The sequence below is a fragment of the Arthrobacter sp. NamB2 genome, from assembly GCF_005281365.1.
In the GTDB taxonomy this organism is placed as follows: Bacteria; Actinomycetota; Actinomycetes; order Actinomycetales; family Micrococcaceae; genus Arthrobacter_D.
This window is the reverse complement of the sequence record NZ_SZWI01000001.1, coordinates 117,737-138,530: the sequence shown is the minus strand read 5'-3', so window position 1 is coordinate 138,530 and position 20,794 is coordinate 117,737. Positions and strand designations below refer to the sequence as shown.

Genomic DNA, 20,794 nt, shown 5'->3' with positions numbered 1-20,794 from the left:
TCAACGCAACAACCCTTCGTAGTGACGCTGCTGAAGCTGTGCGTCGATCTGCTTTACGGTCTCCAGCCCCACTCCGACCATGATGAGGATCGAGGTGCCACCGAACGGAAAGTTCTGGTTCGCACCGATGGCGACCAGCGCGATGAGCGGGATCAGCGCCACCAGGCCCAGGTAGATGGCACCTGGCAGGGTGATCCGGGAGAGCACGTACTGGAGGTACTCGGCGGTGGGGCGTCCGGCACGGATGCCGGGGATGAATCCGCCGTACTTCTTCATGTTCTCGGACACCTCGTCCGGATTGAACGTGATGGCGACGTAGAAGTAGGTGAAGAAGACGATCAGCAGGAAGTACATCGCCATGTAGAGGGGATGGTCCCCACTCGTCAGGTAGGTGGTGATCCAGTTGACCCACGCGGCCGGGGCGGTGCCGTCCTGCGGCGTGTTGAACTGCGCGATGAGGCTCGGGAGGTACAGCATCGAGGACGCGAAGATCACGGGGATGACGCCGGCCATGTTGACCTTGATCGGGATGTAGGTGCTGCTGCCTCCGAGCGTCCGACGGCCCACCATGCGCTTGGCGTACTGCACGGGGATGCGCCGCTGGGACTGCTCCACGAAGATCACGAGGGCGACGACGACGACGCCCATCGCGAGGACGAAGGCGAACACGGTGGCGCCCTGCGTGCGGAGGATCTCGCCCAGAGAGGTGGGGAAACCTGCTGCGATGGCGGTGAAGATGAGCAGCGACATGCCGTTGCCGACACCACGCTCGGTGATGAGCTCACCCATCCACATGATGAGGCCGGTGCCGGCCGTGAGCGTGATGATCAACAGCATGATGGTGATGAGGCTGTCGTCCGGGATCAGGGGAACCGGACAGTTGCCCAGCAGCGCGCCCGAGCGGGCGAGGGACACGAGGGTGGTCGCGTTCAGCAGGCCGAGCGCGATCGTCAGGTAGCGCGTGTACTGGGTAAGTTTGGACTGACCCTGCGCGCCTTCCTGGTGCAGCTCCTGGAAGCGGGGGATGACCACCCGGAGGAGCTGCGTGATGATGCTCGCCGTGATGTACGGCATGATGCCGAGTGCGAAGATGGAGACCTGGAGAAGGGCACCGCCGCTGAAGAGGTTCACGAACTGGTACAGGCCGCCCTCGGTGTTACCCAGGGCGAGGCACTGCTGGACGTTGCCGTAGTCGACGCCCGGAGCGGGGATGAACGCACCCAGACGGAAGATGGTGATGATTCCCAGCGTGAACAACAGCTTGCGCCGCAAGTCTGGCGTCCGGAAAGCCCGGCCAATAGCGCTAAGCAAGCGTCCTCCTGAAGGTCTGTTGGTCCTTTGCGGACCGTACACAACAACCGAGTCTAACGGTTGGTCACCGGTGCGACGGCACCGGCAGGTGATGGGGCGGCTGAGCCGAAAAAAGACTCCTGGTGGGCTGATCCAGCCCTGCCCACCAGAAGTCTAGTTCCTCGATGCTCTCGATCACAGCCGACCCCTCCCCCGGAGTAGCCGGGAGAGGGCCGACCGACGACCTACAGCTCGGTGACGGTTCCGCCTGCCGCGACGATCTTCTCTGCAGCGGATGCGGAGAAGGCGTCAGCCGACACGTTGACGGCCACGGTGATCTCGCCGGTCCCCAGCACCTTGACGGGCTGGTTCTTGCGGACGGCACCGTTCGCCACCAGGCTGTCCACCGTGACGTCGCCGCCATCGGGGTACAGCTCGGAGAGCTTGTCCAGGTTCACGACCTGGAACTCGACGCGGAACGGGTTCTTGAAGCCGCGCAGCTTGGGGAGGCGCATGTGCAGCGGCAGCTGGCCGCCGGCAAATCCTGCCTTCACCTGGTAGCGGGCTGCAGTTCCCTTGGTGCCTCGGCCTGCGGTCTTACCCTTCGAACCCTCACCACGGCCAACACGGGTCTTCGCCGTCTTGGCACCCGGTGCGGGTCGCAGGTGGTGGACCTTCAGGGTGTGCACACGCTCTGCGTTCGCTTCGGTCGCGGCCGGAGCCGCGGTGTTCTTCTCTGCCATTAGTTGGCCTCCTCAACCTTCAAGAGGTGCGGAACCGTGTTGATCATGCCAACGGTGACGGCATCGGCTTCACGAACCACGGTGTGGCCGATCCGCTTGAGGCCGAGTGACCGCAGCGTGTCGCGCTGGTTCTGCTTGCCGCCAATAGCGGACTTGATCTGGGTGATCTCGAGCTTCGCCGAGCTCACCAGTACTCGCTTCGGAGTGATCGCGGTCATCACGCACCTGCCTTCTGAGCTGCGATCGCGCGCAGCATCTGGTGGGATGCGACCTCGTCGAGGGGCAGGCCGCGGCGGGCCGCGACTGCCTGGGGCTCTTCGAGGCGCTTCAGCGCGTCAACGGTTGCGTGAACGATGTTGATGGCGTTCGCGGAACCGAGCGACTTGGAGAGGACGTCGTGGATACCGACGCACTCCAGGACAGCGCGCACCGGACCACCGGCGATAACACCGGTACCCGGGGACGCGGGACGGAGAAGGACGACTCCGGCTGCTGCCTCGCCCTGCACCAGGTGCGGGACGGTGCCGCCGATGCGCGGAACGCGGAACATCGTCTTCTTGGCTTCCTCGACGGCCTTCTGGATGGCGGAGGGAACTTCCTTCGCCTTTCCGTAGCCGACGCCGACCATACCGTTGCCGTCGCCTACCACCACGAGGGCGGTGAAGCTGAAGCGACGGCCACCCTTGACGACCTTGGCGACACGGTTGATGGTGACGACGCGCTCAATGAACTTGTCCTTGTCGTCGTTCCGCCCACCGTCGCGCCCGTCGCGGCCACCACGGCCGCCACGCTCGCCGCCGCGGGAGTTACCGCCGCGCTGCTCGCCACCGCGGGAGTTGCCGCGGCCACGGTTCGCGTCAGCCGACGCGGTCTCAGTTGCGCCTGCAGCCGGAGCTTCGGCTGCGGGCTGCTCTGTAGCCGTATTCAATGGGGCTTCCTTTGCCTTGTTTTCCTCGGTCACAGTGCCAGCCCACCTTCACGTGCGCCGTCTGCGATTGCTGCAACGCGACCGTGGTACTTGTTACCGCCGCGGTCGAAGACGACTGCTTCGACACCGACAGCCTTGGCACGCTCTGCAACCAGTTCGCCAACGCGCTTCGCCTTGGCGGTCTTGTCACCATCGAATGCACGGAGATCCGCTTCGAGGGTGGAGGCTGATGCGACGGTCACGCCCTTGGTGTCGTCGACGACCTGCACGAATACGTGGCGGGCCGAACGGTTGACGACCAGGCGGGGACGAACAGCCGTGCCCGAGACGCGCTTGCGTACACGGAGGTGGCGGCGTCCACGCGAGGCGGACTTGCTCTTCGAGCTGCGCTTCTTGTTGATGCTCAGTCCCATGGTTACTTACCAGCCTTTCCGACCTTGCGGCGGATGATCTCGCCTGCGTAGCGGATGCCCTTGCCCTTGTAGGGGTCAGGCTTGCGCAGCTTGCGGATGGTTGCAGCGACCTCGCCGACCTGCTGCTTGTTGATGCCTGCGACCGAGAGCTTGGTGGGGCTGTCGACGGTCAGGGTGATGCCCTCGGGAGCCTTGACGGCGACCGGGTGGCTGTAACCCAGAGCGAATTCCAGGTCGGTGCCCTTGGCCTGCACACGGTAACCCGTGCCCACGATCTCAAGGTTCTTCTTGTAGCCCTCGGTGACTCCGACGATCATGTTGGAGATGAGCGTGCGGGTGAGACCGTGCAGCGAACGCGACTCGCGCTCGTCGTTCGGGCGCGTGACCGTGAGGGTCCCCTCGTTCAGGGATACCTCGATGGGGCTGGGCACAGTGTGGCTCAGCTCGCCCTTCGCACCCTTGACGGAGACCTCGTTGCCGTTGACATTGATCTCGACACCGGCAGGAACGGTGATGGGGAGACGTCCAATACGTGACATGTTTCTTTCCCTTTCCCGCTACCAGACGTAGGCGAGGACTTCCCCACCTACACCCTTCTTGGATGCCTGGCGGTCCGTGAGCAGACCGGAGGACGTGGACAGGATGGCGATGCCGAGGCCGCCAAGCACGTGGGGCAGGTTCGTGGACTTCGCGTACACGCGCAGGCCGGGCTTGGAGATACGGCGGATGCCGGCGATGGAGCGCTGGCGGTCCGGTCCGAACTTGAGGTCGATGGTCAGCTTCTTGCCGACCTCCGCTTCCTCTTCCTTCCAGCCGGCGATGTAGCCCTCGGCCTTCAGGATGTCCGCGACGCGGGCCTTCAACTTGCTGTACGGCATCGACACGGAGTCGTGGTACGCCGAGTTTGCATTGCGCAGACGCGTGAGCATGTCTGCGACTGGGTCAGTCATTGTCATGTGGGCTCTTGCCCTTCCTCGAAACGGTTTCCGGAATCCGGGCGGCACACGGAGTGCCGACTGGAGCGGACCTGCAACGTAGTTAGATTAATCTTCGGATTTGAAGGGGAAGCCAAGTGCCTTGAGGAGCGCACGGCCCTCGGCGTCGGTCTTGGCAGTTGTGACGACGGTGATGTCCATGCCACGCACGCGGTCGATCCTGTCCTGGTCGATCTCGTGGAACATGGACTGCTCCGTGAGGCCGAAGGTGTAGTTGCCGTTGCCGTCGAACTGCTTGCCGTTGAGGCCGCGGAAGTCGCGGATACGGGGCAGTGCGAGGGAGATCAGGCGGTCCGTGAATTCCCACATGCGGTCGCCCCGCAGGGTTGCGTGTGCACCGATGGGCATTCCTTCGCGGAGCTTGAACTGTGCGATGGACTTGCGGGCCTTCGTGACCTGGGGCTTCTGGCCCGTGATCGCGGTGAGGTCCTTGACGGCTCCGTCGATCAGCTTGGAGTCCTTGGCGGCGTCACCGACACCCATGTTGACGACAACCTTCACCAGGCGCGGGACCTGGTTGACGTTGGCGTAGTTGAACTCTTCCTGCAGGGTCGCCTTGATCTCGGACGCGTAGCGCGCCTTGAGGCGGGGAAGAACCTTGGTTTCTGTGGTTTCGACAGTCATTACAGATCCTTCCCTGATGACTTGGCCACGCGGATGCGGACAACGCGCTCGCGGCCGTCGCGTTCGACGGTCTCGGTGCGGTATCCGACGCGGGTCGGCTTCTTGGTCTCGGGATCGACGACCGCGACGTTGCTGATGTGCACGGGGGCCTCAAGGACCTCGATGCCACCGGTCTTGGTGCCGCGCTGCGACTGCCCGACCTTGGTGTGCTTCGTGATCCGGTTGATGCCTTCCACGAGTACGCGGTTGGTCTCGGGGAACACCTTCAGTACCTTGCCCTGCTTGCCGCGGTCTCCGCCGCGTTCCTGCTTGGCTCCGGTGATGACCTGGACGAGGTCACCCTTCTTGATCTTGAGCTTTGTCTTCTGTGCCATGGACTACAGCACCTCCGGCGCCAGCGAGATGATCTTCATGAAACGCTTGTCGCGGAGCTCGCGACCGACAGGGCCGAAGATGCGGGTACCGCGAGGGTCGCCGTCGTTCTTCAGAATCACTGCTGCGTTCTCATCAAACTTGATGTAGGAACCATCCGCACGGCGGCGTTCCTTCTTGGTGCGGACGATGACCGCCTTGACGACGTCACCCTTCTTGACGTTGCCGCCCGGGATCGCGTCCTTCACGGTGGCGACGATGACGTCGCCGATGCCTGCGTAGCGGCGCCCGGATCCTCCGAGAACGCGGATGGTCAAGATTTCCTTGGCCCCCGTGTTGTCGGCGACCTTTAGCCGCGACTCCTGCTGAATCACTGATTACTCCTGTCGTCGCGCTGGTTCTCTCATCGAGCCTTGCGGAACGGATATGGGTGGGCCCCGTAATACTGGTACTCACCACCCGCACGCCTGAGCGCGCAGCTGTGCGTGGATCTCTGCACAGTGGATTGTGATGAACAAGATTATCGGGCTTTTGCCTATGTGCCCGGTGTGAAGGAAACCCCGTGAGGGCGACCCTGGAAGCAAACTTCCTGAGGGCATGCGCCAGCCCACCAGACAGACAAGATTCTTATAGTATCGCGAAGAAGCCCCGGACGCGAAATCGCGTCCGGGGCTTCTTCAGTGGAGCCGGCGGAACCGGCCCGGGTACTGCTTCGGTACTGCTTGGTGCTACTTGGCCTTCTCGATGATCTCCACCAGGCGCCACCGCTTGGTAGCGGACAGCGGGCGGGTCTCGCTGATCAGGACCATGTCGCCGATGCCGGCGGTGTTCTGCTCGTCGTGCGCCTTGACCTTGGAACTGCGGCGAAGCACCTTGCCGTACAGGCCGTGCTTCACGCGGTCCTCGACCTCGACCACGATGGTCTTCTCCATCTTGTCGGAGACGACGTAGCCACGACGTACCTTGCGGTAGCCGCGCGAGTTGGCGTCGTGGACGGCCTTCTCGGTTCCTACGGTCGTTTCGCTCTGCTGCTCACTCATTTGGCGTCCTCCTCAGAAGCCTCGGTGTCCACGGACGGTTCGTCCTTGGAGGCCTTCTTGGCTTTCTTGGGCTTCTCCGCCTTTTCCGGCTTCGCTTCCTCGACGGGAGCGACGACCTCGGGGCGGATACCCAGTTCACGCTCACGCAGCACCGTGTAGATGCGTGCGATGTCACGCTTCACCGAACGAAGGCGACCGTGGCTTTCGAGCTGGCCGGTGGCCGACTGGAAACGGAGGTTGAACAGCTCCTCCTTGGCCTTGCGCAGTTCTTCCACCAGGCGGTCCTTATCGAAGCCGTCCAGCTGGTCTGTTGCCAGTTCCTTTGAACCCAGAGCCATAACTATTCACCACCCTCACGACGCACGATGCGTGCCTTCAACGGCAGCTTGTGGATCGCGAGGCGCAGGGCTTCGCGGGCTACCTCTTCGGTTACACCGGACAGTTCGAAGAGAACACGTCCGGGCTTGACGTTGGCCACCCACCACTCGGGCGAACCCTTACCGGAACCCATGCGGGTCTCGGCAGGCTTCTTGGTCAACGGACGGTCCGGATAGATGTTGATCCAGACCTTGCCGCCACGCTTGATGTGGCGGGTCATGGCGATACGAGCGGACTCGATCTGGCGGTTGGTGACGTATGCCGGGCTCAGAGCCTGGATACCCCACTCGCCAAAGCTGACCTCGGTACCGCCGGTTGCAGCGCCGGAACGACCCGGGTGGTGCTGCTTACGGAACTTGACGCGGCGTGGGATAAGCATTTAAGCCTGTCCTCCTTCAGTCGCAGCGGGTGCTGCGGCGGTCTCGGCGGGAGCTGACGCACCCTGGCCCTCGGAGCGCTCGGGAGCACGACGACGACGGTCTCCGCCGCGGTCGCCACCACGGTCGGCGCCGGCAGGGCCACGGCCCGGACGGTCTCCACCGCGGCCACGGGAGGGAGCTGCCGCAGCCTGCGCTGCGAGTTCCTTCGCCGTGACGTCACCCTTGTAGATCCAGACCTTCACGCCGATGCGGCCGAAGGTGGTCTTCGCTTCGAAGAAGCCGTAGTCGATGTTGGCGCGGAGCGTGTGCAGGGGAACGCGTCCCTCGCGGTAGAACTCCGAACGGCTCATTTCGGCGCCACCCAGGCGACCGGAGCACTGGACACGGATGCCCTTGGCGCCGGCACGCTGTGCGGACTGCATGGCCTTCTTCATCGCGCGGCGGAAGGCCACGCGGGAGGAAAGCTGCTCGGCGATGCCCTGCGCCACAAGCTGTGCTTCGATCTCGGGGTTCTTGACCTCGAGGATGTTCAGCTGGACCTGCTTGCCCGTGAGCTTCTCGAGCTCGCCGCGGATGCGGTCTGCCTCTGCTCCGCGGCGGCCGATGACGATGCCGGGACGTGCCGTGTGGATGTCCACGCGGACGCGGTCGCGGGTGCGCTCGATCTCGACCTTCGCGATGCCTGCCCGGTCCATGCCGGTCGACATGAGCTGGCGGATCTTGATGTCTTCGCGAACGAAGTCACGGTAGCGCTGGCCCGGCTTGTTGCTGTCGGCGAACCAGTGTGACCTGTGGTCGGTGGTGATGCCGAGTCGGAACCCGTGCGGGTTTACTTTCTGTCCCACTTAGCGGACCTCCACTTTCTCAGGGGTAGCGACGACAACCGTGATGTGGCTGGTCCGCTTGTTGATGCGGAACGCGCGGCCCTGGGCTCGCGGACGGAACCGCTTCATCGTGGGGCCTTCATCAACAAATGCTTCGCTGATGATGAGGTTGTCCTCGTCGAAGGCAACGCCGTCGCGGTCCGCGAGGACGCGGGCGTTGGCGACTGCCGACTGGACCACCTTGAAAACCGGCTCCGAAGCAACCTGTGGGGCAAACTTCAGAATAGCCAGAGCCTCATTCGCCTGCTTACCACGAACAAGGTTGACGACGCGCCGGGCCTTCATAGGCGTTACGCGGATATGACGCGCAATAGCCTTGGCTTCCATTGCTTTCCTTCTCTCGTCTTAGCCGTAAGAGCAGCGCCTAGCGGCGCTTGCCCTTGCGGTCGTCCTTAACATGGCCGCGAAAAGTCCGCGTGGGAGCGAATTCGCCGAGCTTGTGCCCGACCATCGACTCGGTGACAAACACCGGGATGTGCTTGCGTCCGTCGTGCACCGCGATCGTGTGCCCGAGCATGTCGGGAACGATCATGGAGCGGCGGGACCACGTCTTGATGACGTTCTTCGTGCCCGATTCGTTCTCGCGAGCGACCTTTACGTAAAGGTGCTGATCGACGAAGGGGCCTTTCTTCAGGCTGCGTGGCATGTCTCCAGGCTCCTATCGCTTGTTCTTGCCGGAACGACGGCGACGCACGATGAGTGAGTCGCTCTCTTTGTTGGGGCGACGGGTGCGGCCTTCGGCCTTACCGTTCGGGTTGACCGGGTGGCGTCCACCGGAGGTCTTGCCCTCGCCACCACCGTGCGGGTGGTCGACCGGGTTCATGGCGACACCGCGGACGGTCGGGCGGATGCCCTTCCAGCGGTTACGGCCGGCCTTGCCCCAGTTGATGTTCGACTGCTCGGCGTTACCGACCTCGCCGATCGTCGCGCGGCAGCGGACGTCGACGTTGCGGATTTCACCGGAGGGCAGTCGCAGCTGGGCGAAGCGGCCTTCCTTGGCGACGAGCTGTACCGAGGCACCGGCGGAGCGTGCCATCTTCGCGCCGCCGCCTGGGCGGAGCTCGACGGCGTGGATGACGGTACCGACGGGGATGTTGCGCAGCGGCAGGTTGTTGCCGGGCTTGATGTCCGCTCCCGCACCAGCCTCGACGAAGTCGCCCTGCTTGAGCTTGTTCGGCGCGATGATGTAGCGCTTGGTGCCGTCGACGTAGTGCAGGAGGGCGATGCGCGCGGTGCGGTTGGGATCGTACTCGATCTCGGCAACGCGGGCGTCGACGCCGTCCTTGTCGTGGCGGCGGAAGTCGATCAGACGGTACTGACGCTTGTGTCCACCGCCCTTGTGGCGGGTCGTGATCTTTCCGGTGTTGTTACGTCCACCCTTCTTCGGAAGGGGACGGACCAACGACTTTTCCGGCGTAGACCGTGTGATTTCAGCGAAGTCGGCAACGCTCGAGCCACGACGGCCCGGGGTTGTCGGCTTGTATTTACGGATTCCCATAACTCAATTCCTCGTTAAAGTGGTCTCCGCTCTAGGAGAGCGGACCGCCGAAGATGTCGATCGAGCCCTCTTTGAGGGACACGATGGCACGCTTGGTGCCCTTGCGCTGGCCCCAGCCGAACTTGGTGCGCTTGCGCTTGCCAACCCGGTTGATGGTGTTGATCGATTCGACCTTCACGGAGAAGATCTTCTCGACCGCCAGCTTGATTTCTTCCTTGTTCGAGCGAGGGTCGACCAGGAAGGTGTACTTGCCTTCGTCGATCAGGCCGTAGCTCTTCTCCGAGACGACGGGTGCAATGACGACGTCGCGCGGATCCTTTGCGATGGTACCGCTCACTTGGCATCCTCCTCGGTGATGACATCAGACGCACCGACGAACTGGTCGTAGGCGGCCTTGGTGAAGATCACGTCGTCGGAAACCAGCACGTCGTACGTGTTGAGCTGGTCTACGTAGAGGACGTGTACCTCGGGAACGTTGCGCACGGACAGTGCTGCGACGTCGTTGGCACGCTCGATGACGACAAGCAGGCGGGGCCGCTCGGAAATCGCGCGCAGGGTCTCGATGGCACCCTTGGTCGACGGCTTGTCACCGGTGACCAGGGACTCGAGGACGTGGATACGGCCGTTGCGTGCCCGGTCCGAGAGCGCTCCGCGCAGGGCGGCAGCGATCATCTTCTTGGGGGTGCGCTGGCTGTAGTCGCGGGGGGTGGGTCCGTGGACGATACCGCCACCGGTCATGTGAGGTGCACGGATCGAACCCTGGCGGGCACGACCGGTTCCCTTCTGCTTGAACGGCTTGCGGCCGGCGCCACTGACCTCGGCGCGGGTCTTGGTCTTGTGCGTACCCTGGCGGGCAGCGGCAAGCTGGGCCACGACGACCTGGTGCAGCAGCGGCACGTTGGTCTGTGCGTCGAAGATCTCCGCGGGGAGATCGACCTTTACAGTGTTGGCAGCCATGTGGCTATGCTCCCTTCACGGCGGTGCGTACGAGGACGACCTGGCCGCGGGCGCCGGGGACGGCACCCTTGATCAGCAGCAGCGACTTCTCTGCGTCGACAGCGTGAACCTTGAGGTTCAGCGTGGTCTGACGAACGGCGCCCATGCGGCCTGCCATTTTCATTCCACGGAAGACGCGGCTGGGGGTGGATGCTCCACCGATGGACCCGGGCTTGCGGTGGTTCTTGTGAGCACCATGCGAGGCTCCAACACCGTGGAAACCGTGGCGCTTCATGACACCGGCGAAGCCCTTGCCCTTGGTGGTGCCGATGACGTCGACCGTCTGGCCGGCCTCGAACATCTCGACGGAGAGTTCCTGGCCGAGCGAGTAGGAGTCGGCGTCGGACGTACGCAGTTCGACGACGTGACGGCGGGGCGTGACGCCTGCCTTCTCGAAGTGGCCTGCGAGCGGCTTGGTGACCTTGCGGGGGTCGATCTGGCCGAAGCCGATCTGGACGGCGCTGTAGCCGTCGTTGCCCTCGCTGAGGAGCTGGGTGATGACGTTCGAGTCCGCCTGGAGCACGGTGACGGGGACGAGGATGTTGTTCTCATCCCAGACCTGGGTCATGCCGAGCTTGATGCCCAGCAGGCCCTTGACCTGGCGCGTAAGTGAAGTAGACATGTGTATCCGCTCTCCCTTACAGCTTGATTTCGATGTTCACGTCCGCAGGCAGATCGAGACGCATCAGCGAATCGACGGCCTTGGGCGTGGGATCAATGATGTCGATCAGACGCTTGTGAGTACGCATTTCAAAGTGCTCACGGCTGTCCTTGTACTTGTGCGGGGACCGGATAACAACGAACACGTTCTTCTCCGTGGGAAGGGGCACGGGGCCCACGACCGTTGCGCCTGCGCGCGTCACCGTCTCAACGATCTTCCGTGCTGAAACATCAATGACCTCGTGGTCATATGACTTCAGCCGGATGCGGATTTTTTGTCCCGCCATGGCGTCTCGACTCTCTCTCTACATAACTGCCTGGGCAGTTCCGGTACGTACGTACATTTCCTGCGCCCGTTGTACGACGCTCCCCCGCAGACTGAATCCGGATGGATCCGGGTTCCTCACCCTGCTAGGGCTCCCACCCCCGCGCTCGGGCGTGTCGCACTCTCTGGACACACACAGTCCGCTGATTTCGAGCGGGCCGAACGGGGTGGATTATATTTGGGCCGCACGCTCCGGTGGACTCGATCCCTGCATCAGGCATTATCCTGACCGGGATGAGGTCTCAAACCGCGCGCGTTAGCACTTGAACAACTTATCTAGTGTCGCAGATCGCGCGGACGATTGCGAACCGGGCTGCCCTAGCGTCGGGTGATCTGCGCGACGCCCGGGTGAAGCCGCTGCCCCTGAGCCCGTTCTTCTCCCAGAACTTCAGTAATGGCGCCCCGCGGGTCCTACGACGGCGGGACGAGCGGATGGTCCGCCGGTGGCTCGGGCTGCGATGATGCACCGCCCGAACGGTGGACCGGCAGGGTCGGTTGGTCCAGGGGTCGAGGCGCGGACTGCTGCGCCGCTCCCCCCGGGTTCGACGGTTCCCGGGCCGAGGCCGCGACCCCGGGGCCGGTCGGGGCATCCGCTCCCGAGGCAGGCTCCTGCCCGCTGCCCCGTGTCTGGCTGTTGAGCTTCCACAGCGCGAAGGCGAGGAGGAGGAGCGCCGCAACCGTCAGCAGCAGGAAGGTGAACCCCCGCAGGAACCAGAGCAGCGCCAGCGCGATGCCTACCGCTCCCCAGAGGCTGAACATCCGGCGTGAGAGGGCGACCCCTGCAAGGAGGAGGGCCACGTGGCCGCACAGGGACCAGACCTGGGCTCCCGTGGTGCCATCGACGACAGTCAACAGTCCCGTCCCGGAGAGCAGGACCGCCGCTGCCCCGAGCCAGATCGGCCCCCTGCGCTCGGTCCCGCGCGTGAGGGAGTATGCACTCAGGAGGGCCAGGGCGATAACCCACCACTGTGCTGCCCAGAAGAGGTCCAATCCGCCCGTGAAGAGCCAGGTGACCCGCTGCGCTGCTGCAACCGGCACGAGGAAGGCTGCTTCACCGTAGAGGAGCCGCGCACGGACCGGCACCTCCCATGCTCCCAGGAGTGCCGCGGCGACGAGGATCGCGGACGCGGCCACGGCGGATTCGTCCGGCACCATCGCGACCATGGCGGCGACGCCGGTCCAGCCCAGTGCTGCCGTGCCGAGGATCCGGTACCGAAGGCGGTCGCCGTGTCCGCCGGGCAGGAAGGTGCGTCCGCCGTACAGAATCGCGGCGGCCACCACTGCGCCCAGGAGCAGTTGGGTCGTGCCGGCCGCGAATGTGCCATCGGCACGACGCGTGAGTTCTTCCACGAGTGCCGTGGCGGAGACGATGACCGCCACCGCTCCCCCTGCCTCGAGCCAGGGGACCGCTTCGCGGCGCGACAGTGCGAACATGGCACCTGCCAGCACGGCGGTCACGAAGACCCTGTCCCATCCGACGCCGTCATTGAGGCCGAGCGCCAGTCCCTCCAGACCGAACAATGCTGCCCCTACCCAGCTGGGCAACTGCAGGCGAGCGTCGGCGGATCGGATGCGCACCAGCACGAGACCTACGACGCACACCGCCGCGAGGACCGCTGCTGCCGGCTCCGTGAGCGGCGGTGAGGGCAACCAGCCTGCGCGCGTCGTCGGCACGACGCCGGACAGGACCGCAAGGAGCGCTGCCCCCGCGTACAGGGTCAGGTAGGACGCCGGGTCCTTCCGCTGGAGCACGAACACGAGTGAGGCTATCGCACCGAGCAGGAGGAGGTGGACGGTGACCACGCCGAGCCTCGGCCCGGACTCGGCGACGGCCCCGTAGACCACCGGCAGGGCCACGAGCAGTGCGAGACTCAGCCACGTCGACGAGGCTTGCAAGCCGATGTCCCGCAGCCGGTAGCGCACCAGCGCTCGTACCGCCTCCTGCAGGGCGACGCTGGCAGCTACTGCCGTGAATACTCCATGCACGGACAGCTCGAGATCCGCGGAAGCGACTGCCGTCAGCGCGGTGAAGGCGAGTTGCGCGGCGAGCATGTAGGCACCCCTGCTGCGGAGTCCGCGTGATCGTCGTGCCATGACCGCGCAGTAGGTGACGGTAAGGACGAGCAGCAGCTCATAGGACAGGGCGCCGAAGCCCGCCGCGGGGCCGGCCAGCGCGGCTACCGTGATCGACAGCGGGGCGATCGCGTCGATCAGGTGGGCACGTACCGGGATCGGGGTGCGCTGTGGCCTTCCGACGCCGGGGAGGGAAGGACCTTGCTGCACGGTCCACCTCCCCTTCCGGGTGAACGCGCTGCCTGCATCCTGAACAGAAGCGCGTATCGCGGGATGCAGTACCAGGGACGTCGCAGTACCGACGCCGATGACGATCCAGAGACCTGCCGCTGCGATCGTCGCTGCTCGGGCTTCGACCGCGAGCACACCGGCGGCGAACAAGGACAGCACGCTCGCCGAGCAGATCACTGCGACTGCGAGGGCTCCTACCGAAGGCGGGTTCTGCTGCCCGGCTTCCTGCAGGCGTTCCTCCATGCGGTCCTGCACGCGTCCCTGCCCGCGCCCCTGCGCGCGGTTCAGGAGTACCTCCACGAGTTGGTTACCGGCGAGGGCTGCCACGAGCGCGAGGCCTGCCACATCGTCCGTCGTCATGTCCGACAGCACGGGCTCCGGCAGGTGGACGAGGACGGTGATCGGCATCAGCGGGACGATGGCCCCACGAGCAGCGAGCACAAAGCGCTCCCGTTGTGGGTTCCTGGCGCCCCAGGCCCGGGTCCCGAAGTAGCAGGCGGCCAGGACCAGCACGATCTCGAGACGCCAGGGGTTGGCCCACGGCGTCATCGCACCCAGGAGGACCCCCGGGGCGACCAGCAGCTCGAAGGCCCCCCTGTTGCGCAGTGCGGTCACCATGCCCAGTAGCAGGACCAACAGCACCGGCACGATCGGGTCCGGCCCGTCGACGGTGACCGACATCCGGAACCAGGACGTGCCGAGGGTGACGATCGCCGCCACGAACGTCATCGCTCCGAAGGTCACGAGCAGATCCAGACGGTAGTGCGCCGCAGCCCGTTCGCGGCCCTGCGCAACCGATGCGACCGATGCGACCGATGCAACCGATGCGACCGATGCAACCGGTGCAACCGATGCGACCGCGGTGGTGGGCTGGATGATCCCGCCGAGGAGGCGGCTGATCGTGTCCCGAGCGGTGAGGAGACCTGCGACCTGGAGGCCGAGCACGCCTGCGAGCACGACCAGCGACCACCACGGCGACAATCCACCGGCCGATGCAGTGAGGAGCACGGCAACACTTCCGACGATTCTCAGGGCGTAGAAGTGCTGAACCCGCGCGAGGTCCAGGAAGGCCAGAAGCGCTGCGTAGTACATCGTCCCGACGAGCCACAGCAGGGACCTGTCGACCTCGGTGAGCAGCCCCCCGAGGAGCAGCGAGGCGACGAGCGCGATCGGCGTCAGCAAGCGGTGCGTGTCCACGAGAGCTTGCGCGATGATTCCGGGCAACCACTTGGGGGCCAGGCGCACGAGGGCGGCCAGAACGGCGGCTACACCGATGGAGCACGTGAAGTACCACACCAGCGCGCCCCCGATGAGGGACACCGACGACAGCGCGATGGAGAGGAAGAACGGCAGGGTGAAGTAGGCGACGACCCTGCTCCGCAGCCGTACCGCGGCAAGCAGGTACGCTGCGGTTCCGATGATGGCCGTGGCGAACCAGGCGATGCTCCCCTGTCCGCTCAGCAACCCGAACAACAGTCCCGCCACCGGCAGGAGCGCGAGGCCTGTGCCTGCAAAGGCGACGGCGGCCGGCCGGAGCCTCGGTAACCGCGAATGGACCACCAGCCCGCCGGCGTAGAAGAGGACGACGACCACGATGATCGTCACCGCGCGGGCGGACCCGGGCACCGCGGCGCCGATGAACAGGCCACCGGCTGCGACCAGCAGGAGGCTTGCTGAGTACAACGCGATGTTGATGTTCCGGAGGTCGCGCGCAGCCTTGGTGGCCGCGATCTCCTCCTGCGTCGGCGGCTCGACCACGGGCACTGTCGGCGGGTGGTCTTCCCGGCTCAGGACCGGATGGCCGAACCGGCCGGTCCCGACTGCCTCGGACGTCGTCGCGTGCGGGCCGGCACCAACGGGCGCCTCCGGACGGCGGGAGGATTGCTGTGCTCGGTCGTCCGGCGAGCCGATCATCGTGTCGGGCTGGGCTCCGTGCGCCCTGGCGGCTTCCGCCAGTCCAGCCCGGAAGCCCTCCTCATACACCTCGGCCGGTGAAGGGACCTCGATGGGCCACAATCGGAAACGGCCACGAAGGTTGCGCCCTCTGACCACCCAGCCCAGCAGGCCACCGGCACCCAGTACCAGCAGCAATCCGACGAACCCCATGCTGTCACTCCCCCGTGTGCGCCTCCCTGGGCATTTCGGCAAGTCTAGGTGGTGCGGACACCCGCGTTAAACGAAGAACCCCCGCCGTGGATACGACGGGGGTTCTTCGATTCCTACCGGTCAGCACCGGCCGGATGATGCTGAATCTACTTCAGGATCTTGGTGACACGTCCCGAACCAACGGTGCGGCCGCCTTCGCGGATTGCGAAGCCGAGGCCCTCTTCCATTGCGATGGGCTGGATGAGCTCAACGGTCATCTCAGTGTTGTCGCCGGGCATAACCATCTCGGTGCCCTCGGGGAGGGTGATGACACCGGTTACGTCCGTGGTGCGGAAGTAGAACTGCGGGCGGTAGTTCGAGTAGAACGGGTTGTGACGCCCGCCCTCGTCCTTGGCCAGGATGTAGACGTTGGCCTCGAAGTCGGTGTGCGGGGTGATCGAACCCGGCTTCACGATGACCTGTCCACGCTCTACGTCTTCGCGCTTGATACCGCGGAGGAGCAGACCACAGTTCTCGCCGGCCCAAGCCTCGTCGAGCTGCTTGTGGAACATCTCGATACCGGTAACCGTGGTCTTCTGGACCGGACGGATGCCGACGATCTCGACCTCGGAGTTGATGGCCAGGGTTCCACGCTCGGCGCGGCCCGTGACGACGGTTCCACGACCGGTGATCGTGAAGACGTCCTCGACAGGCATGAGGAACGGCTTGTCCTTGTCGCGCACGGGGTCGGGCACGTTGTTGTCGACAGCCTCCATGAGCTCCTCGACGGACTTGACCCACTCGGGGTCGCCTTCGAGAGCCTTGAGGCCGGAAACGCGGACGACAGGAGCGTCGTCGCCGTCGAAGCCCTGCGAGCTGAGCAGTTCGCGGACCTCCATCTCGACGAGGTCCAGGAGCTCCTCGTCGTCGACCATGTCGGACTTGTTCAGCGCGACCAGCAGGTAGGGAACGCCGACCTGGCGGGCGAGCAGAACGTGCTCGCGGGTCTGGGCCATGGGACCGTCGGTGGCGGCGACAACGAGGATGGCGCCATCCATCTGGGCCGCACCGGTGATCATGTTCTTGATGTAGTCAGCGTGACCGGGGGCGTCTACGTGTGCGTAGTGGCGCTTCTCGGTCTGGTACTCGACGTGCGAGATGTTGATGGTGATGCCGCGCTGCTTCTCCTCGGGAGCCGAGTCGATCGACGCGAAGTCACGCTGCTCGTTGAGGGTGGGGTACTTGTCGTACAGCACCTTGGAAATGGCAGCCGTCAACGTGGTCTTTCCATGGTCAACGTGACCGATGGTGCCGATGTTAACGTGCGGCTTAGTCCGCTCGAACTTTGCCTTCGCCACGGGTTCCTCCTAGAACGTTTGAGAAGATTTGCTTCCCAGCCGCGCTTTTCGCAGCTGAAACTCATGCAAGTCTACTGGGGGCTTTTGGTTTTGATGAAATTGCTCTGCTCTACCGGTCCGACTGGCCCAGCAGTGGGGTGTGGGGCCGGCCTGCCCTTCGACAGACCGGCCCCGCTCCCCGGATTTCCCGCTTCCGGGAGGGTACTACTCGCCGCGAGTCTTCTGGATGATCTCGTCGGCTACTGCCTTCGGGACCTCCGAGTAGCTGTCGAACTGCATCGAGTACACGGCGCGACCCTGAGTCTTCGACCGCAGGTCACCGATGTAGCCGAACATGCCCGAGAGGGGCACGTGGGCGCGGATGACCTTCACGCCGCTCGCGTCCTCCATGGACTGCATCTGGCCACGGCGCGAGTTGAGGTCGCCGATGACTTCGCCCATGTACTCCTCGGGCGTGCGTACCTCGACATCCATCAACGGCTCGAGCAGGACCGGCTGCGCCATCCGGGCAGCTTCCTTGAACGCCATGCGGCCGGCGATCTTGAAGGCCATTTCGGAGGAGTCGACGTCGTGGTAGGCGCCGTCGAGCAGCGTAGCCTTGATGCCCACCACGGGGTAGCCCGCGAGGACACCGTCGTTGAGTGCGTCCTGGATGCCGGCGTCGACGCTCGGGATGTACTCGCGCGGCACGCGGCCACCGGTGACCTTGTTGTCGAACGAGTACAGCTCGCCGTCGGCCGTGTCCAGGGGTTCGATCGCGATCTGGATCTTCGCGAACTGGCCCGAGCCACCCGTCTGCTTCTTGTGGGTGTAGTCGTGCTTGGCGACAGCGCGCTTGATCGTCTCGCGGTAGGCGACCTGCGGCTTGCCCACGTTGGCCTCGACCTTGAACTCGCGGCGCATGCGGTCCACCAGGATGTCCAGGTGGAGCTCGCCCATGCCGGCGATGATCGTCTGTCCGGTGTCCTCGTTGAGGGACACCTGGAAGGTGGGATCCTCGGCCGAGAGCTTCTGGATGGCCGTGGAGAGCTTCTCCTGGTCACCCTTGGTCTTCGGCTCGATGGCCACCGAGATCACGGGCTCCGGGAAGCTCATGGACTCGAGGACGATCTGGTTCGCGGAGTCGGACAGGGTGTCACCGGTGGTGGTGTCCTTCAGGCCGATCGCCGCGTAGATGTGGCCGGCAAGGGCTTCCTCGACGGGAATCTCCTTGTTGGCGTGCATCTGGAAGAGCTTGCCGATGCGCTCCTTCTTGGTCTTCGTGGAGTTCGTCACCTGCGTACCGGCGGAGATCTGGCCGGAGTACACGCGGATGAAGGTCAGCTGACCGAAGAAGGGGTGCGTCGCGACCTTGAACGCAAGGGCCGAGAAGGGCTCCTCCGTGCTCGGCTTGCGCGTGAGCTCGATCTCTTCGTCCCGGGGATCGTGACCGATCATCGGGGGGACGTCGAGCGGCGAGGGCAGGTAGTCGATGACGGCGTCGAGCATCGGCTGCACACCGCGGTTCTTGAACGCGGATCCGCAGAGGATCGGGTACAGCTCGGAGTTGATCGTCATCTTGCGGATGCCGGCCTTCAGCTCCTCGATGCTGATCTCTTCACCCTCGAGGTACTTGTTCATGAGCTCGTCCGAGGACTCGGCGACGGTCTCGACGAGAGCCGCGCGGTACTCCTCGGCCTTCGCCTGGAGGTCCGCGGGAATCTCCTGGACCTCGTACTTCGCGCCCATGGTCACGTCACCCTTGGCATCGCCGGGCCAGACCAGTGCACGCATGTGCAGCAGGTCGACGACACCGATGAAGTCGTTCTCGGCGCCGATCGGGAGCTGCAGCACGAGGGGCTTGGCGCCCAGGCGGCTGATGATGGTGTCGACGGTGAAGTAGAAGTCCGCGCCCAGCTTGTCCATCTTGTTGACGAAGCAGATGCGGGGGACTTCGTACTTGTCGGCCTGACGCCAGACGGTCTCCGACTGGGGCTCGACGCCCTCCTTGCCGTCGAACACTGCGACGGCGCCGTCGAGGACGCGCAGCGAGCGCTCTACCTCGACGGTGAAGTCGACGTGCCCGGGGGTGTCGATGATGTTGATCTGGTTGTTCTCCCAGAAGCAGGTGACAGCGGCAGACGTGATGGTGATGCCGCGCTCCTTCTCCTGTTCCATCCAGTCGGTGGTGGAGGCGCCGTCGTGCGTCTCGCCGATCTTGTGGTTGACACCCGTGTAGAACAGGATGCGCTCGGTAGTAGTGGTCTTGCCGGCATCGATGTGGGCCATGATGCCGATGTTGCGGACCTTGTTGAGGTCGGTAAGCACGTCCTGTGCCACGGTGTCTCCCTTATGACGAGAATGGAGTTCTGCTGGACCGCCGGCCCGGCCGGCCCGGATCGGGTCACGGCCGGATCGGCAGCTCTGCTACCAGCGGTAGTGTGCGAAGGCCTTGTTCGACTCGGCCATCTTGTGCGTGTCCTCGCGACGCTTGACGGCGGCACCGAGACCGTTCGATGCGTCGAGGATCTCGTTCTGCAGGCGCTCGGTCATCGTCTTCTCGCGACGAGCCTTGGAGTAACCGACCAGCCAGCGAAGGGCCAGGGCGGTCGAACGACCGGGCTTCACCTCGACGGGGACCTGGTAGGTGGCTCCACCGACACGGCGTGAGCGGACCTCGAGGGTCGGCTTGACGTTGTCCATGGCCTTCTTGAGGGCTGCGACCGGGTCGCCGCCGGACTTGGCGCGTGCGCCTTCGAGGGCACCGTAGACGATGCGCTCGGCGGTGGACTTCTTGCCGTCGACCAGCACCTTGTTGATCAGCTGCGTGACCAGGGGCGAACCGTAGACGGGATCTAGTACGAGCGGCCGCTTCGGGGCCGGGCCCTTACGAGGCATATTACTTCTTCTCCATCTTTGCTCCGTAGCGGCTGCGTGCCTGCTTGCGGTTCTTCACGCCCTGGGTGTCCAGTGCGCCACGGATGATCTTGTAACGAACACCGGGGAGGTCCTTCACACGTCCGCCGCGCACGAGCACGATGGAGTGTTCCTGAAGGTTGTGACCGACACCGGGAATGTAGGCGGTGACTTCGATGCCGCCGTTGAGGCGCACGCGAGCGACCTTGCGCAGAGCCGAGTTCGGCTTCTTCGGAGTGGTGGTGTAGACGCGGGTGCAAACGCCGCGCTTCATGGGGCTGCCCTTGAGTGCGGGCGCCTTGGTCTTGGAGACCTTAGGTGACCGGCCCTTGCGGACCAGCTGGTTAATCGTAGGCACTTTCGTGTTCTCCGTAATGTCTCGGATGAGTTCTGTGTCGCCCTACTCCGCGGTAAGGGCAGCTTCGCAGGGCCGCACCACCCAGAGGTTGGGATGATCAGTCGTTTGGCGCAACACCAACCATAGAGCTGCCGCAGAACGACTGTAGGCGTGCGAAAATGTGGCATTCGTTGTACAACTTACGTACAACACGGAGATACGTTTCGCAACGCCGATCCTCTGCCACACAAACAATTGGTATCAAGTCTACCAGAGTTCGACCGGCTGA

The 20,794-nt window shown here is 64.5% G+C and carries 26 protein-coding genes; all 26 read right to left on the bottom strand.

From position 1 onward, the window contains the following. The 26 genes from secY to rpsL all read right to left on the bottom strand — a co-directional run bounded on the left by secY (window position 1) and on the right by rpsL (window position 20,526). Window positions 1-1,311: a preprotein translocase subunit SecY gene (gene secY, locus FDK12_RS00680; RefSeq protein ID WP_104118817.1), complete on the bottom strand. Its 1,311-nt coding sequence runs from the start codon at window positions 1,309-1,311 to the stop codon at window positions 1-3. 224 nt (window positions 1,312-1,535) lie between these two features. Then, window positions 1,536-2,033, bottom strand: coding sequence for a 50S ribosomal protein L15 (rplO, locus tag FDK12_RS00675; RefSeq protein WP_104118816.1), 498 nt, complete (start codon window positions 2,031-2,033; stop codon window positions 1,536-1,538). Further along, a complete protein-coding gene (rpmD, locus tag FDK12_RS00670; RefSeq protein ID WP_104118815.1) occupies window positions 2,033-2,251 on the bottom strand; it encodes a 50S ribosomal protein L30 in 219 nt (72 codons plus the stop codon). The genes rplO and rpmD overlap by 1 nt, the downstream gene beginning before the upstream one ends. Beyond that, complete coding sequence (rpsE, locus tag FDK12_RS00665) at window positions 2,251-2,961, bottom strand: 30S ribosomal protein S5 (protein ID WP_137367778.1); 711 nt, start codon at window positions 2,959-2,961, stop codon at window positions 2,251-2,253. Before rpsE ends, rpmD begins: the two co-directional genes overlap by 1 nt. Before the next feature lie 29 nt (window positions 2,962-2,990). Then, window positions 2,991-3,374, bottom strand: a complete 384-nt coding sequence (gene rplR, locus FDK12_RS00660) for a 50S ribosomal protein L18 (RefSeq protein WP_087076881.1) — start codon at window positions 3,372-3,374, stop codon at window positions 2,991-2,993. A 2-nt stretch (window positions 3,375-3,376) separates the two neighbouring features. Beyond that, window positions 3,377-3,913 carry a 50S ribosomal protein L6 gene (rplF, locus tag FDK12_RS00655; protein ID WP_104118813.1) on the bottom strand — a complete coding sequence of 179 codons (537 nt, stop codon included), beginning with the start codon at window positions 3,911-3,913 and terminating at the stop codon, window positions 3,377-3,379. An 18-nt stretch (window positions 3,914-3,931) separates the two neighbouring features. Then, window positions 3,932-4,330: a 30S ribosomal protein S8 gene (rpsH, locus tag FDK12_RS00650; RefSeq protein WP_043440638.1), complete on the bottom strand. Its 399-nt coding sequence runs from the start codon at window positions 4,328-4,330 to the stop codon at window positions 3,932-3,934. A gap of 87 nt (window positions 4,331-4,417) precedes the next feature. Beyond that, a complete protein-coding gene (rplE, locus tag FDK12_RS00645; protein WP_104118812.1) occupies window positions 4,418-4,993 on the bottom strand; it encodes a 50S ribosomal protein L5 in 576 nt (191 codons plus the stop codon). Beyond that, the gene (gene rplX, locus FDK12_RS00640; RefSeq protein ID WP_104118811.1) at window positions 4,993-5,367 is read right to left on the bottom strand and encodes a 50S ribosomal protein L24; all 375 of its coding nucleotides are present in this window, start codon (window positions 5,365-5,367) and stop codon (window positions 4,993-4,995) included. Before rplX ends, rplE begins: the two co-directional genes overlap by 1 nt. A gap of 3 nt (window positions 5,368-5,370) precedes the next feature. Beyond that, entirely contained in the window at window positions 5,371-5,739 is a 369-nt protein-coding gene (gene rplN / locus FDK12_RS00635; RefSeq protein ID WP_049829173.1) for a 50S ribosomal protein L14, read from the bottom strand. A gap of 354 nt (window positions 5,740-6,093) precedes the next feature. Beyond that, entirely contained in the window at window positions 6,094-6,405 is a 312-nt protein-coding gene (rpsQ, locus tag FDK12_RS00630) for a 30S ribosomal protein S17 (protein WP_104118810.1), read from the bottom strand. Beyond that, on the bottom strand, window positions 6,402-6,743 hold the full coding sequence (gene rpmC, locus FDK12_RS00625; RefSeq protein WP_104118809.1) for a 50S ribosomal protein L29: 342 nt from the start codon (window positions 6,741-6,743) through the stop codon (window positions 6,402-6,404). Before rpmC ends, rpsQ begins: the two co-directional genes overlap by 4 nt. A gap of 2 nt (window positions 6,744-6,745) precedes the next feature. After that, window positions 6,746-7,162 (bottom strand): 50S ribosomal protein L16, encoded by a 417-nt coding sequence (gene rplP, locus FDK12_RS00620; RefSeq protein ID WP_087030089.1) that lies wholly within the window; start codon window positions 7,160-7,162, stop codon window positions 6,746-6,748. Beyond that, a complete protein-coding gene (gene rpsC / locus FDK12_RS00615; protein WP_104118808.1) occupies window positions 7,163-8,008 on the bottom strand; it encodes a 30S ribosomal protein S3 in 846 nt (281 codons plus the stop codon). Then, window positions 8,009-8,374, bottom strand: a complete 366-nt coding sequence (rplV, locus tag FDK12_RS00610) for a 50S ribosomal protein L22 (RefSeq protein ID WP_049829178.1) — start codon at window positions 8,372-8,374, stop codon at window positions 8,009-8,011. It lies immediately after the preceding gene. Window positions 8,375-8,411: 37 nt separating this feature from the next. Beyond that, window positions 8,412-8,693, bottom strand: a complete 282-nt coding sequence (gene rpsS / locus FDK12_RS00605; RefSeq protein ID WP_026549122.1) for a 30S ribosomal protein S19 — start codon at window positions 8,691-8,693, stop codon at window positions 8,412-8,414. 12 nt (window positions 8,694-8,705) lie between these two features. Then, window positions 8,706-9,545, bottom strand: a complete 840-nt coding sequence (gene rplB / locus FDK12_RS00600) for a 50S ribosomal protein L2 (protein WP_104050959.1) — start codon at window positions 9,543-9,545, stop codon at window positions 8,706-8,708. Window positions 9,546-9,576: 31 nt separating this feature from the next. Beyond that, a complete protein-coding gene (gene rplW, locus FDK12_RS00595; protein WP_087076895.1) occupies window positions 9,577-9,882 on the bottom strand; it encodes a 50S ribosomal protein L23 in 306 nt (101 codons plus the stop codon). Further along, complete coding sequence (gene rplD, locus FDK12_RS00590) at window positions 9,879-10,502, bottom strand: 50S ribosomal protein L4 (RefSeq protein WP_104118807.1); 624 nt, start codon at window positions 10,500-10,502, stop codon at window positions 9,879-9,881. The genes rplW and rplD overlap by 4 nt, the downstream gene beginning before the upstream one ends. A 4-nt stretch (window positions 10,503-10,506) precedes the next feature. Then, complete coding sequence (gene rplC, locus FDK12_RS00585) at window positions 10,507-11,163, bottom strand: 50S ribosomal protein L3 (protein WP_137367777.1); 657 nt, start codon at window positions 11,161-11,163, stop codon at window positions 10,507-10,509. Between the two features lie 16 nt (window positions 11,164-11,179). Further along, a complete protein-coding gene (gene rpsJ / locus FDK12_RS00580) occupies window positions 11,180-11,488 on the bottom strand; it encodes a 30S ribosomal protein S10 (protein WP_026531952.1) in 309 nt (102 codons plus the stop codon). Window positions 11,489-11,937: 449 nt separating this feature from the next. Continuing rightward, window positions 11,938-15,936: a DUF3488 domain-containing protein gene (locus tag FDK12_RS00575; RefSeq protein WP_137367776.1), complete on the bottom strand. Its 3,999-nt coding sequence runs from the start codon at window positions 15,934-15,936 to the stop codon at window positions 11,938-11,940. Window positions 15,937-16,082: 146 nt separating this feature from the next. After that, on the bottom strand, window positions 16,083-17,273 hold the full coding sequence (tuf, locus tag FDK12_RS00570; protein ID WP_104118804.1) for an elongation factor Tu: 1,191 nt from the start codon (window positions 17,271-17,273) through the stop codon (window positions 16,083-16,085). Between the two features lie 204 nt (window positions 17,274-17,477). After that, a complete protein-coding gene (gene fusA, locus FDK12_RS00565) occupies window positions 17,478-19,592 on the bottom strand; it encodes an elongation factor G (RefSeq protein ID WP_137367775.1) in 2,115 nt (704 codons plus the stop codon). Window positions 19,593-19,679: 87 nt separating this feature from the next. Beyond that, on the bottom strand, window positions 19,680-20,150 hold the full coding sequence (gene rpsG / locus FDK12_RS00560) for a 30S ribosomal protein S7 (RefSeq protein ID WP_087076905.1): 471 nt from the start codon (window positions 20,148-20,150) through the stop codon (window positions 19,680-19,682). 1 nt (window position 20,151) lies between these two features. After that, on the bottom strand, window positions 20,152-20,526 hold the full coding sequence (rpsL, locus tag FDK12_RS00555; protein WP_087076907.1) for a 30S ribosomal protein S12: 375 nt from the start codon (window positions 20,524-20,526) through the stop codon (window positions 20,152-20,154). Between the last annotated feature and the right edge of the window lie 268 nt (window positions 20,527-20,794).